This window comes from Novosphingobium sp., assembly GCF_020852455.1.
In the GTDB taxonomy this organism is placed as follows: Bacteria; Pseudomonadota; Alphaproteobacteria; order Sphingomonadales; family Sphingomonadaceae; genus Novosphingobium.
Window position 1 is genome coordinate 1 of record NZ_JADZAT010000017.1, and the last position, 13,596, is coordinate 13,596.

Annotated in this window: 12 protein-coding genes and 1 pseudogene; 11 read left to right on the top strand and 2 right to left on the bottom strand. The window is 63.8% G+C overall.

Translation table 11 applies throughout. From position 1 onward, the window contains the following. Nucleotides 1-512 (top strand): annotated as a pseudogene (locus IT549_RS08990) (hypothetical protein); the annotation flags it as partial. Between the two features lie 118 nt (nucleotides 513-630). Beyond that, on the top strand, nucleotides 631-2,445 hold the full coding sequence (locus IT549_RS08995; protein ID WP_292972212.1) for an alpha/beta fold hydrolase: 1,815 nt from the start codon (nucleotides 631-633) through the stop codon (nucleotides 2,443-2,445). 167 nt (nucleotides 2,446-2,612) lie between these two features. On the opposite strand, the gene IT549_RS09000 is transcribed toward IT549_RS08995, so the two are convergent. Together IT549_RS09000 and IT549_RS09005 are read right to left on the bottom strand one after the other, a co-directional pair. After that, nucleotides 2,613-3,254 (bottom strand): hypothetical protein, encoded by a 642-nt coding sequence (locus IT549_RS09000; RefSeq protein ID WP_292972215.1) that lies wholly within the window; start codon nucleotides 3,252-3,254, stop codon nucleotides 2,613-2,615. A 544-nt stretch (nucleotides 3,255-3,798) separates the two neighbouring features. Continuing rightward, nucleotides 3,799-4,785, bottom strand: coding sequence for an AraC family transcriptional regulator (locus IT549_RS09005; protein WP_292972218.1), 987 nt, complete (start codon nucleotides 4,783-4,785; stop codon nucleotides 3,799-3,801). Between the two features lie 95 nt (nucleotides 4,786-4,880). Between IT549_RS09005 and IT549_RS09010 the strand changes: the two genes are divergently transcribed. From IT549_RS09010 to rplC, 9 genes are all read left to right on the top strand, one after another. Next, nucleotides 4,881-5,792 carry a TauD/TfdA family dioxygenase gene (locus tag IT549_RS09010; RefSeq protein ID WP_292972221.1) on the top strand — a complete coding sequence of 304 codons (912 nt, stop codon included), beginning with the start codon at nucleotides 4,881-4,883 and terminating at the stop codon, nucleotides 5,790-5,792. Between the two features lie 165 nt (nucleotides 5,793-5,957). After that, nucleotides 5,958-6,956: an alpha/beta hydrolase gene (locus IT549_RS09015; protein WP_292972224.1), complete on the top strand. Its 999-nt coding sequence runs from the start codon at nucleotides 5,958-5,960 to the stop codon at nucleotides 6,954-6,956. A 305-nt stretch (nucleotides 6,957-7,261) separates the two neighbouring features. Further along, nucleotides 7,262-7,633 (top strand): 30S ribosomal protein S12, encoded by a 372-nt coding sequence (rpsL, locus tag IT549_RS09020; protein WP_169492430.1) that lies wholly within the window; start codon nucleotides 7,262-7,264, stop codon nucleotides 7,631-7,633. Between the two features lie 141 nt (nucleotides 7,634-7,774). Continuing rightward, nucleotides 7,775-8,245, top strand: coding sequence for a 30S ribosomal protein S7 (rpsG, locus tag IT549_RS09025; RefSeq protein WP_147091459.1), 471 nt, complete (start codon nucleotides 7,775-7,777; stop codon nucleotides 8,243-8,245). Between the two features lie 15 nt (nucleotides 8,246-8,260). Further along, on the top strand, nucleotides 8,261-10,333 hold the full coding sequence (gene fusA, locus IT549_RS09030) for an elongation factor G (RefSeq protein ID WP_292972232.1): 2,073 nt from the start codon (nucleotides 8,261-8,263) through the stop codon (nucleotides 10,331-10,333). A gap of 91 nt (nucleotides 10,334-10,424) precedes the next feature. Then, nucleotides 10,425-11,615 (top strand): elongation factor Tu, encoded by a 1,191-nt coding sequence (gene tuf, locus IT549_RS09035; RefSeq protein ID WP_292972235.1) that lies wholly within the window; start codon nucleotides 10,425-10,427, stop codon nucleotides 11,613-11,615. Between the two features lie 82 nt (nucleotides 11,616-11,697). After that, complete coding sequence (locus IT549_RS09040) at nucleotides 11,698-12,048, top strand: hypothetical protein (protein ID WP_292972238.1); 351 nt, start codon at nucleotides 11,698-11,700, stop codon at nucleotides 12,046-12,048. A gap of 203 nt (nucleotides 12,049-12,251) precedes the next feature. Then, nucleotides 12,252-12,563, top strand: a complete 312-nt coding sequence (gene rpsJ, locus IT549_RS09045; protein WP_008067253.1) for a 30S ribosomal protein S10 — start codon at nucleotides 12,252-12,254, stop codon at nucleotides 12,561-12,563. A 274-nt stretch (nucleotides 12,564-12,837) separates the two neighbouring features. Then, the gene (rplC, locus tag IT549_RS09050) at nucleotides 12,838-13,596 is read left to right on the top strand and encodes a 50S ribosomal protein L3 (protein ID WP_292972245.1); all 759 of its coding nucleotides are present in this window, start codon (nucleotides 12,838-12,840) and stop codon (nucleotides 13,594-13,596) included.

Genomic DNA, 13,596 nt, shown 5'->3' on the forward strand with positions numbered 1-13,596 from the left:
GCACGACTGCCTTTGGCGTCGGCAACGAGCTCGATAACCAGCTGACCGGCAGCGCCAGCGGCAACTGGCTGCTGGGCGGGCTGGGTGCCGATACGATCAATGGCATGGCCGGCAACGACGTGCTGTTTGGCGAGGGCGGGGCGGATACCTTCGTGTTCGGCGCGGGCAGCGGCGCCGACGTGATCGGCGATTTCCTGCACGGGACCGACAAGATCCAGCTGAACGGGATCTATGCCGATTTCGCCAGCCTGCAATCGCACTTCATCCAGGTGGGCAATGATGGCGCGATCGATCTGGGCGGGGGTAACCTGATCGTGCTGCTGGGCACGACCATGTCCACGCTGACCGCCGGCGATTTCGTCTTCGCCCCGGCGGGCGAGGCTGCACCCAAGGGGCTGGCGGTGATGGAAGCCCCGGCGTGGCAGGACGAACCGCTGCTGGCCGATCCGGCGGCGCCGGGCCATGGCTATTGGGCTGAACCTTACCTCGGGCAGGACTGGGCGGTGCTCTAGACACCGTCAAAATTCGGGACAGGCCTGAAAGAGGCGCGCAATGGCCCGGCATTTCTGCTAACGCGCCTGCGCGGGCTCGGTGCGATGCGGGCCCGGTGTTGCTGGGAACGGGTCGCCAATGGTCGATGAAGGGCACGCTGTGGACGGTGCGCGCGATGACGCTGCGGACGTTCTGCTGGCTGACGATTTCGAGGCGCTGGAACGCGGGCTCAACCATCTGGTTGAGCGTGACAGCGCGCTTGCCGATCAGCCGGTGGCCATGCCCGCGCGGCCCGCGGTGATCTTTGCCGAGGCCTGGCTGACCTGCGGTTTCGATGCCGCGCGCGGCGAACTGGCGGATGACTGGGAACAGGCCTTCACCCCGGCCGAACGCGAGGAATTGCACGCCGGCCAGCTCGCCGCCGGGGCCGAGCCGCTGGTCCGCTTTCTCCATCCGGACGAGGGCAGCCCGGTGCTGGTGCTGGTGCTGCCGCTGCGCGAGTTCGCGCACTGGCCGATGGTCGCGCGCTGGCAGGCGGCAGGGGGCGGGGCGCGCGGGGTGAGCCACGCCGCGATCCGGCTGGCCGCGCTCGATCCCCGGCAGGACCGCTTCAACCGCGCCCGCTCGATCTTCCGGCTGACCGCCGCCGAGGAGCGGCTGTTGTGCCGCCTGGCCCAGGCCGGCACGCTGCGCGCGGCGGCGGCGCGCGAAGGGGTGACATACGAGACCGCGCGCTCGGTGCTGAAAGAGGCCCTGGGCAAGAGCGGCCACCCGCGCCAGCCCGCGCTGGTCGGCGCCGCGCTGCGGCTGGGCGCGCTCGACGAGGTGCTTGAGCTTGAGGCCGAAGCAGCGCTGCGCACGGTCTTCGGGCTGACCCGCCGGCAAGGCGCGGTCGCTTGCCTGTTCGCGCGTGGCTGCACCCGCGATGAAGTGGCGGGGCAGCTGGGCCTCAGCCTGGAGACGGTCAAGGTCGAGCTCAAGGTGGTTTACCTGGCGCTGGGGGTGGGTAATGCCACCGCGCTGGCCGCAATCGCCGCGCAGATCGGGCTGGCCGCGCGGATGCTCGCCGCGCAGGATCTTGGCGCGGTTGACCTGGCCGCCAGTTCCGAACCGGTGCGGATGATTCCGCGCCCGCATCAGGCCGGGCGGATCGCCTTTGCCGACTATGGCCCGGCCGACCGGATCCCGACCTTCCATTTCCACACCGCCACCACCAGCCGCTACCTGCCGCGCAGCTACATCGCCGCGCTGCAGGCGCATGGCCTGCGCCCGGTCTCGCTCGACAGCCCGGGCTTTGGCCTGACCGACATGGTCGAGGGCAGCTATTTCGATAAAAGCGCGCTCGATGTGATCGCCGCCGCCGACGCGCTGGGGGCCAAACGTTTCAACGTGATCTCGCGCGGGGCGCGGCAGGTTTCCTACCTGCTCAAGCATTGCCCCGAACGGCTGGGCCGGGTGGTGATCGTCAATCCCGAAAGCGATCCCGCGGCCGACCGCACGCTTGGCGGGATCCAGGGCGCCTACAAACGCGTGTTCTATTCGCTGCCCCGGCTGATCGTGCCGCTGGCCAACCAGCTGGCCAACCGGATCAGCGATCAGGCGATCGAAAAACTGATCGACAAGTTCATGGCCGGCAGCCCGGCCGATCAGGCGGTGCTGGCCGATCCCGAAGTCCGCCGCGCGCACGTCCATTCCAACCGGCTGGCGGCGCTGCAGGGGGGCAAGGGGCTGGCCGCGGTGGGCCTGGCGGGTGCCGATTTCCAGCTGGCCCGGGTGGCGGATGGCAGCCACATCACCGCGATCTGCGGGCTGCAGGACAAGATGTACCGCCCCGAAGACACGATCCCGCGGCTTCAGGCGGCCTGGCCGGGGTTGAAAGTACGGTTGGTGCCGGAAGCCGGGCGGCTGCTGCACCTGCAATGTCCCGGGATAGTTGCCGCCGGGCTGACCTGACGGGTCGCTCTTGCCAGGCGCCCAGCGGCAATCCAGTCACCGCGCAGTGGTGCGAGCAAGCTGCGCAGATGTCCGTTACCGGCAAACGGTTGCCCCCTGACCGGTACAACCACCGCAATAGCCGCCTGCCGCGCCGGTCATATCCCCGTTTGGGGGGTAGGGTGATTTTATTCGGGCAGATATTGCGGATCACCCTCGTCCTCCGCATCCTCCGCCACTTCGGCGGCCAGCAGCGCCTGGGTGGCAAGCTGGCGCTGGCGCATCTGCTCCAGCATCGCGTCCAGGGCGTCGAGCGCTTCCTGCTCGCTCACCTCCTCCTCGCCGTTCCAGCCATCGCGCCGCGCGCCGCCCGGGCCCAGCCCGTAACGCCACGATCGCCGCTGCTGCAGCACGAAGCGGATGTGCCCGAAATTGTGCTTGCGATAACTGCCCAGAAGCTTGCCCGCCGAAACGATCGGCAGTTCCTCGCCCTGGATCGCCAGCTCCAGCGCGCAGTCCTCCAGCCGGGCGATCCCGCGATCGATCGCCATTTCCCAGGCCCGCGCGAAATGCTCGGCCCCGGGCAGGTTGCGCAGCCGGTAAAGCGCCTCCAACGAAGCCCCGATATGCCGCGCCGCCTGCGTGACGATCCCGGTCGCCGCCAGCATGGCAATGAACGCGCGCTGCCGATCCGGCGTGATCGAATTGCGCCGCGGCGCCTTGTGCAGATAGGGGGTAAAGCCCAGCAGCGGATCGTCCGGATCGGGTGGCAGATCGGTGAATGCGGTGCGCGAAGTGCGCCGCGATGGCCGGGCGGAAGCGCACCGCAATTCCTCCCCGAAACGGGGGACTCGAAGAGGGCGCTCTGCGCCAGCGGGACCATGCAAGGCATGGTGGAGGGGTACGCGCCGCTGATCACAACCGCCGAAACAGTCAACGCCCGCGCAAGACCTCACCCGCAGCGATGAAGCCCCAAGGCAGGCAGCAAACGCCAGGCCGATCGGCGGCACGGCAGGCGGGGCAGGGGATCGACCGGGCGACCGGTCAGCAGACTGGCGGGAAGACATGACCCAAAAGGCTCCTCATGTAGGAAACGCCCCCCAGGTGGAGGGACAGCGCTACACGAGGCGGGGGTGTGTAGGAAAATGCTTTTGTGGGGTGCGAGGGAAGCTTTTGACGGAAATAGTCGCCAAATTTGCCACTCGCAGACGCAAAGCCGCTGATCTGTAGCTGCCTTGTATTTATCTGTCGTCCGACGCTCTTGCGATCCACTATGAAAAGTAGGCGTCTGTTCGCTGAGCGACAAAATTTGCATGCGCTGTGTGCAAAGGAGTTGATCACCTTGTATCAAAATTGATGATTCAGGCGGCCCAATCAGCAGGTCGAACTCTCTCTGATGCGCCGCCAGCGGGAATAGGCGCTGAGGCTGGAGAAGCCAAGCAACTGGGCAATTTCGGTCAGTGAATGACTGCCTTCGCTGCGATACTGCAGACACAGGGTGGCGCGGATCTGGTCCAGCAGCTGCGAGTAGCTCTGACCTTCAGCAGCGAGCCAGCGATGCAGCGTGCGGCGATCAATTCCGAACATGTCAGCAACCCGGGGGGCCGAGCAGAGGCCGGTCGGAAGCATCCGGCGGATGGCATCGCTGACCTGCTGACTGCGCGCCGCACCGCGCTGGCGAACGGCTTTTTCGACCAACCTTTCAAGCTGGCGGCCGAAGGCTGGGTCGGCGTGGGCGATCGGTCGGTCCAGGTCGGCCGAAAGCATGACAATTGAGTTCCGTTCCAGCCGGAACACCGGCATCAGTCCCAGAAGTCGGACATAGGGACCGGTATCGGCAGGACGGCGATGGCTGAAGGTTAGCATCTGTGGCGACCAGTCCGGCCCCAGGAAGTGACGCAGCAGCCGAACAATCGCGGCAATTGTCAGTTCGATGGTCTGGTTGGCCGGGTACGGCAGGCCAGGCGCCATGCTGAAGCTGAGGATCGCGGTTTCGCCATCATCTTCGAGCGCGGACTCCAGGGCTTCGGCCTGGGCCCAGCCTAGCCGGGTCAGGCTGGACAGTGCGCCACGCAAATCAGGCTGCTCGCGCATCAGCAGCGCAACCGGCCCCAGCACCGAAATCGCGCGGGCCTGCGCCATCAACAGTCCGAACGAGGGCGTGCCCGCTGCCGCGCTGGCCTGTTCGAGCAAGGTGATGACACTGGCGGTTGGGATCGGCAGGTCGGCATCGCGCAGGCTAGCATCGGGGATCCTGGCCGCGCGCAGCAAGCCTGCTGGGTCAAGCCCGAAGCTGCGCGCAGTGACCTCGAAACCATCAAGGACAGCGCTGCGAGCCATCGGGATGGAATCGTGCATCATGTCCCAAAATGTTCAAGATTTGTCCCAGAATGTCAAATGACATGTGGCATGCGCGATTAGAACGGCAGCATAAGCAAAACAGTCTGGAGAGAACAATGTCCAACGCCCTCGAAACCCGTGACTATTCGCAGTTCCGCATCGTGCCCCGGACTCCGGTGATCGGCGGCTGGATCGAAGGCTGCCATCTGTCCGAACTGAACGGGCAGGGGATGGCAGATCTGCGCGAGGCGCTGTGGACTTATGGCGCGCTGTTCGCCCGCAAGCAGAATCTGAGCTTCGACCAGATGAAGCAGGTCGCCCTGGGCTTTGGCGACCGGCTTGAAGAGCACACCTTTGCGCCGACAATGGCCGCGCAGGGGCACCCCGAAGTGATGCACATCCGCCGCCGTAACACGGCCGACACCACGTCCACCACCGACGTTTGGCACCACGATGTAACGGCGCGCAAACACCCCAACATCATGTCGGTGCTGCAAGCATCGGAAGTGCCGTTCGGCGCCGATACCCTGTGGTCCAGCATGACGGCGGCCTATCGCTGGTTGCCCGAGGAACTGAAGCGCTTCTATGCCAGCGTCGAGGTCGAGCATGACTCGCTCTATCTCGCCATGCGCCACAACTTTGGGACCCCGGAGATTCTCGATCGGATCGCCGCCAACCGTGAACACGCGATCCATCCGGCAGTCATCGCCCACCACGTCACGGGCGAGCCGTGCCTGTTCGTCGGCAATGCCTATGTCCAGCGGATCAAGGGCTATCCAACCGATGCCAGCGAAGCGCTGATCAAGATCGTCACCGATATGAGCAAGATGCCCGAATTTCAGGTCCGGCATCAGTGGGAGCCCGGCGACATCGCGATGTGGGACAATTTCGGCACCACGCACTACGGCGTTTCGGCGGTTATCGGCAACCACCCGCGTGAACTCCACCGGGTTGCTTCATGGTCGGAAAGCGTGACGCCGACAGCCTGGACCGGGAATGACACCCCGGCGCTCAAAGCCGTGGCGTGACGGCGACGCCGGACTGAATTCCGGTGAGGTTGGTTCCGTTCATCCCGCTGTTGCAACTCATCACCTAGGCTGCACGGCATTTGGTGCATCAGTGCGCGACCTATCGCGCAGGACAAGCGATCAATCAGCCTGGACGCAAACACTAGGTGCGAGGAAACTGATCCAATGCCATTAGCCACCGATCCGGCCAGCTTCGGTCATCACCTGCTTCAAGCCAATGGCATTCAGATCCACTACGTTGATGAGGGCAGCGGACCACTGGTCATTCTACTGCACGGCTTTCCTTACACGTGGTTCGAATGGCGCCATCAGATTGTTGCGCTGGCACACGCAGGTTACCGCGTGATCGCACCCGATATTCGCGGATTTGGTGAGAGCGGAAAACCAGCCAACACCGAAGACTATACGATCCTGCACTGTGCAGGCGATGTCGTCGCCTTGTTGGCGGCGCTGGGTGAGCGGCGAGCGGTGCTGGTCGGACACGATCTGGGCGCTTGGGTGGCAGCCGCAGCGACGCGGCTCAGGCCCGCCCTGTTCCCGGCGCTGGTGCTGGTCAGCACCGTTGTCCCTCCGCGTGAGGCGCAGCGGCCGTCGGAAGGCTGGGCCGAGATAGAGGCTCGCACCGGAGGGCGGTTCTATCACCACTACTTCCAGCAACCGGGCCTGGCCGATGTCCAGTTCGACCAGGATCCCGCAGTCAGCCTGCGCAGTATCTACAACGCCATTTCCGGCACGGCGAGCGAGGCGGAGCGCTGGCGGCTGATCGTGATGCCGGGCGAAACCGCGCTGGATACTCTGCCCGATCCCGGCCATGCCCCGGCCTGGCTGGGCGAGCATGCGCTTGCGGAATATGTCCGGCACTATGTGGCTGGGGGTTTCACCCCGCCGCTGGCGCATTACCGCTGCCGAGACCTCAACTGGAAGCTGACCGCCGCCTGGGCGGGCCAGGCGATCACCCAGCCGTCGCTGTTCGTCGGCGGGGCTGCCGACCCGGCGTTGACCGCGATGCAGTCGCTGTATGATCGGATGGAGGAAATCTATCCCGGGCTGGTTCGCAAGGCATTGTTGCCCGGTGTAGGGCATGGCGCACCCGAGGAAAGCCCGGAGCAGATTTCGCGCGAGCTTGTAACATTCCTGGATATGACACTGCCGGGACTGGTTTGAAGGACTTGGCCCTACAACTTGGCTAAGCGCCAAACCGCCCGCTTTCCCTTGACCAAATCCAACATCCCCGCTAACGGCGCGCACTTCCGGGGCCAAGGCTTAGGCCTTCCCGGTTGAGCTGAACATTGCCGGTGCGTGCCTTTTCAAGGTGTAATCCGTCAAAGTAACCCGGTCTTTTCAGGCGGGTGGAGCGTTTTCGGCTCGCGATTGATCGCTGGCGGGGCCTGCCCCGCGTTTTGCGCATTCGCGATTCGCTTGCTCTTCTCCTTCCGGTTTGGGCCATCAAACAAGGTGAAGAGTACTTCATGCCTACGATCAACCAGCTGATCCGCAAGGGTCGCGAGCCGCAGAAGGCCAAGAGCAAGGTTCCTGCGATGGAGCAGAACCCGCAGAAGCGCGGCGTTTGCACCCGTGTTTACACCACGACCCCGAAGAAGCCGAACTCGGCGCTGCGCAAGGTCGCCAAGATCCGTCTGACCAACAGCCGCGAAGTCATTTCGTACATCCCGGGTGAAGGCCACAACCTGCAGGAGCACTCGGTGGTGCTGATCCGCGGCGGCCGTGTGCGCGACCTTCCGGGCGTGCGCTATCACGTGCTGCGCGGCGTGCTGGATACCCAGGGCGTCAAGGATCGCAAGCAGAGCCGCTCGAAGTACGGCGCCAAGCGTCCGAAGTAAGGTTTAACGCGGCGGCGCAGGACCGCTCCCCCTCCCGGCCACCTTTGCGAAGGTAGCATCCGGGTGGCCGGGAGGGGGAGTGGGCCGGAGCCGCAAGGACGGGCCGGATGGCCTGGCCGCACTCCGAAGGAGTTAAACGAAATGTCACGTCGTCGTCGTCCCGAGAAGCGGGAAATCCTGCCTGATCCGAAGTTCAACGATCAGATCCTGTCGAAGTTCATGAACAACCTCATGCTCGACGGGAAGAAGTCGGTTGCCGAAAGCATCGTTTATGGTGCGCTCGAAACCATGGAAACCCGCGCCAAGGCCGATCCGGTCCAGCTGTTCCATGATGCGCTGAACAATGTGAAGCCGCAGATCGAAGTGCGCAGCCGCCGCGTGGGTGGTGCGACCTATCAGGTGCCGGTCGAGGTTCGCCCCGAACGCGCCCAGGCGCTCGCGATCCGCTGGCTGATCACCGCCGCGCGCAACCGCAGCGAAACCACCATGAGCGCGCGCCTTTCGGCCGAGCTGCTCGACGCTGCCAACAACCGCGGCAATGCGGTCAAGAAGCGCGAAGACACCCACCGCATGGCCGACGCCAACCGCGCGTTCAGCCACTACCGCTGGTAAAGGATACCCCCTATCATGGCACGCAGCCATCCTCTTGAAAAATACCGCAATTTCGGTATCATGGCGCATATCGACGCCGGCAAGACCACCACGACCGAGCGGATCCTCTACTACACCGGCAAGTCCTACAAGATCGGCGAAGTCCACGACGGCGCCGCGACCATGGACTGGATGGAACAGGAACAGGAACGCGGGATCACGATCACCTCGGCCGCGACGACCTGCATCTGGAACGACCACCGGCTGAACATCATCGACACCCCGGGCCACGTTGACTTCACCATCGAAGTCGAACGCTCGCTGCGCGTGCTCGACGGCGCGGTCGCCGCCTTTGACGGCGTCGCCGGCGTCGAACCCCAGTCGGAAACGGTGTGGCGCCAGGCGGACAAGTACAAAGTCCCCCGGATGTGCTTCATCAATAAATTGGACCGCACCGGCGCCAACTTCTACTACTGCGTCCAGACGATCATCGATCGCCTCGGTGCAACCCCGGCGGTGCTCTATCTGCCGATCGGCGCCGAAAGCGATTTCAAGGGTCTGGTCGATCTGGTCGAGAACCGGGCGATCATCTGGAAGGACGAAAGCCTTGGCGCTGAATTCTTCTACGAGGAAATCCCCGCCGACCTGGCTGACAAGGCTGCGGAATACCGCGAAAAGCTGATCGAACTCGCCGTCGAACAGGACGACGATGCGATGGAAGCCTATCTTGAAGGCAACGAGCCCGACGTGGCGACGCTCAAGGCGCTGATCCGCAAGGGCACGCTGGGCCAGGCCTTCGTTCCGGTGCTGTGCGGTTCGGCGTTCAAGAACAAGGGCGTTCAGCCGCTGCTCGACGCCGTGGTGGACTACCTGCCTTCGCCGCTCGACATCGAAGACGTCCAGGGCATCAATCCCGACACCGACGAACCCGACAGCCGCGCCACGGCTGACGATGCGCCGTTCTCGGCACTGGCGTTCAAGATCATGAACGACCCGTTCGTCGGCTCGCTGACCTTCACCCGGATCTATTCGGGCACGCTGACCAAGGGCAGCTACCTGAACTCGGTCAAGGGCAAGAAGGAAAAGGTTGGCCGCATGCTGCTGATGCATGCCAACAGCCGCGAAGACATCGAAGAAGCCCATGCGGGCGACATCGTTGCGCTGGCCGGCCTCAAGGAAACCACCACCGGGGATACGCTCTGCGCCGAACGGCAGCCGATCATCCTCGAGCGGATGGAATTCCCCGAGCCGGTTATCGAACTGTCGGTTGAACCCAAGACCAAGGCCGACCAGGAAAAGATGGGCATCGCGCTCAACCGCCTGGCCGCCGAAGATCCCTCGTTCCGCGTTTCGACCGATCATGAATCGGGCCAGACGATCATCAAGGGCATGGGCGAACTGCACCTCGAAATCCTGGTCGACCGCATGAAGCGCGAGTTCAAGGTCGAGGCCAACGTCGGTGCGCCGCAGGTGGCCTATCGCGAATACCTCGCGAAGCCGGTGGACATCGACTACACCCACAAGAAGCAGTCGGGTGGTACCGGTCAGTTCGGCCGCGTGAAGGTCAAGGTCACTCCGGGTGAGCGCGGTTCGGGCTTCGTCTTCAAGGACGAAATCAAGGGCGGCAACATTCCGAAGGAATACATCCCGGCGATCGAAAAGGGCTTCCGTGAAACGGCCGAAACCGGCTCGCTCATCGGCTTCCCGATCATCGACTTCGAAGTGCTGCTCTATGACGGTGCGTACCACGACGTCGACTCGTCGGCCCTGGCCTTCGAAATCGCCGCACGCGGTGCGATGCGCGAAGTTGCCCAGAAGTCGGGCATCAAGCTGCTTGAGCCGATCATGAAGGTCGAAGTGATCACGCCTGAGGAATACCTCGGCGACGTGATCGGCGACATCAACTCGCGGCGTGGCCAGATCCAGGGCACGGATTCGCGCGGAAACGCGCAGGCCGTGTCGGCGATGGTGCCGCTTGCGAACATGTTTGGTTACGTCAACCAGCTGCGCTCATTCACGCAGGGCCGGGCGAACTATTCGATGTTCTTCGACCACTATGACGAGGTCCCGGCGAATGTCGCGACCGAGATCAAGGAGAAGCTTGCCTAATCGGCGAGATGATATTAGGGGCGGCGCCTGATTCAGCGGGCGCCGTCCAAACCCCGCGAATTCATATTCAAGCGAAAGAAGGTTTGAGACAATGGCAAAGGCAAAATTCGAGCGGACCAAGCCGCACTGCAACATCGGCACCATCGGTCACGTTGACCATGGCAAGACCACGCTGACCGCCGCGATCACCAAGATCATGGCTGAAATCAACGGCGGTGAAGCGGTTGACTTCGCGAACATCGACAAGGCTCCCGAAGAGCGCGAGCGTGGCATCACCATCTCGACCGCTCACGTCGAGTACGAAACCGCTGCGCGTCACTATGCCCACGTCGACTGCCCGGGCCACGCCGACTATGTGAAGAACATGATCACCGGCGCGGCGCAGATGGACGGCGCCATCCTCGTGGTGAACGCCGCTGACGGCCCGATGCCGCAGACCCGCGAACACATCCTGCTCGCCCGTCAGGTCGGCGTGCCGGCGCTGGTCGTCTACATGAACAAGGTTGACCAGGTTGACGATCCGGAAATCCTGGAACTCGTCGAACTCGAAATCCGCGAACTGCTCAGCTCGTATGGCTTCGACGGCGACAGCATTCCGGTGGTCCCGGGTTCGGCTCTGGCCGCTCTCGAAGGCCGTGACGAAGAAATCGGCAAGAACTCGATCGTCGCTCTGATGAACGCCGTCGACACCGCGATCCCGCAGCCGCCGCGTCCGACCGACAAGCCGTTCCTGATGCCGGTCGAAGACGTGTTCTCGATCTCGGGTCGTGGTACGGTTGTGACCGGCCGCGTCGAAACCGGTATCGTCAAGGTTGGCGACGAAGTCGAAGTGATCGGCCTCAAGGACACCCAGAAGACCGTCGTGACCGGCGTTGAAATGTTCCGCAAGCTGCTCGATCAGGGTGAAGCCGGCGACAACATCGGCGCCCTGGTGCGCGGCCTGAAGCGTGAAGACGTTGAGCGCGGCCAGGTTCTGGCCAAGCCCGGCTCTGTCACCCCGCACACCGAATTCTCGGCCGAAGTTTACGTGCTGTCGAAGGACGAAGGTGGCCGTCACACGCCGTTCTTCGCCAACTATCGTCCGCAGTTCTACTTCCGCACCACCGACGTGACCGGCGAAGTGATCCTTCCCGAAGGCACCGAAATGGTGATGCCGGGCGACAACGTCGGCCTCGCCGTCAAGCTGATCGCTCCGATCGCGATGGACGAAGGCCTGCGCTTCGCCATCCGTGAAGGCGGCCGCACCGTTGGTTCGGGCGTGGTTGCCAAGATCACGAAGTAATTCGTCGATCCTCGGGAAACCGAATTGAAAGGCCCGGCTTCCGTGAGGAGGCCGGGCTTTTCGTTTTCAAGGGGGGGGCAAGATGGCACGCAAATATTCCAAACATGGTCCGCGTGAAGACCTGTGGCGCGACGACGAGGACGTTGCCGAAGCCCCGCCTCCGCCCGATTGCTGGTTGTGCGAGCGGCCCTGCGGCGAATCGGTGATCTGGCACCACCCCGTGCCCAAAAGCCGCGGTGGCCGCGATACCGTGCCGATGCACCCGATCTGCCAGAACATGCTGATCACCACCTTCAGCAATTCCGAACTGCAGCGCTATGGCATGGATGCCAGCCTGCTGCGGATCGAGCCCAGGGTCGAACGGTTCGTTGCCTGGGTTGCAAACAAGGATCCGGACTTCAACGCGGCGCTGGGCAAGAAGAAGCAGCGCTGAGGGCCGGGGTGCCGATCTGTTACGTAACTGCCAGCGATCGGGATATTATCTTGCGCCAGGGCAGGGGGCGGCGGCGGGCCTTCGAAAATGCCGAATTTGCGCGCTAAAAGGGGCTTGCGCGAATCCAACATGCGATGTAGGGGCGCGGCTCGAATTTGGTCGGGGTGTGACTCCCCGAGGCTCTTTCTCATCGGTAGGACACAATGGAAGCTCAGAATATTCGCATTCGCCTCAAGGCATTCGATCACCGCGTGCTTGATCAGGCGACCGGCGAAATCGCGGAAACCGCCCGCCGTACCGGCGCGCTTATCCGGGGCCCCATTCCTCTGCCGACGAGAATCGAAAAGTTCTGCGTCAACCGCGGGCCGCACATCGACAAGAAGTCGCGTGAGCAGTTCGAAGTGCGCACCTACAAGCGGCTGCTCGACATCGTGCAGCCCAACGCCGCCACCGTGGACGCGCTGATGAAGCTCGACCTGGCGGCCGGCGTGAACGTCGAGATTAAGCTGGCTTAATTGCCTGCTCGGCCCTATGGGCCACAACCTTAGCGGGCTTCGGCCCGGCTCCTAGCGGGAAATACCCGCGACGAGACAGAGCCCCGGCACAGGCCGGGGACATAAGGGATACCTCCGGTGCCAGCCTTTCGGGGCCGATCACCGGGCATGCGTCCCCCGTCTCGCCTCTGGCCTTCGGGCAAGTGGCACCCAGCCCGGACGGGGCTCGTATCACACATCGGGTTGGACACGCCCCTGGGGATGGTCCCCTTGGGCCTCTGTGAGGAGACTGATCATGCGTACCGGCGTGATCGCCAAGAAGGTGGGGATGACCCGCCTGTTCCAGGAAGACGGTCGGCACGTGCCGGTTACCGTTCTGGCCCTGGAAGATTGCCAGGTGGTCTCGGTTCGTACCGCTGATCGCGACGGTTATGTCGCGGTGCAGCTGGGCGCCGGGGTTGCCAAGCAGAAGAACGTTGCCAAGCCGCAGCGTGAACATTTCGCCAAGGCTGAAGTGCCGCTGAAGGCCCGTGTCGCGGAATTCCGCGTCGCCGACGATGCGACGCTGGAAGTCGGTTCGACGATCGCCGCATCGCACTTCGCGGTTGGCCAGATGGTCGATATCTCGGGTCACACCCAGGGTAAGGGCATGCAGGGCGCCATGAAGCGCTGGGGCTTCGGCGGTATGCGCGCCACCCACGGCGTTTCGATCAGCCACCGTGCCCACGGTTCGACCGGTAACCGCCAGGATCCGGGCAAGGTCTTCAAGAACAAGAAGATGGCCGGCCACATGGGCGATCGCCAGCGCACCCAGCAGAACCTGGAAGTCGTGCGCGTCGATGACGAACGCGGCCTGATCTTCGTCAAGGGCTCGGTCCCGGGTGCGAAGAACAGCTGGCTGACCGTCAAGGACGCGGTCAAGGTCAACCGTCACGCCGAAGCGCCGTATCCGGCCGGTCTCAAGCAGGCCGCCAACAGCAATGCCGCCGCTCCCGCTGAAACCCCCGCCGAGGTGGTTGAAGCTCCGGAAGCCGGCGAAGGTCAGGAGGGCTAA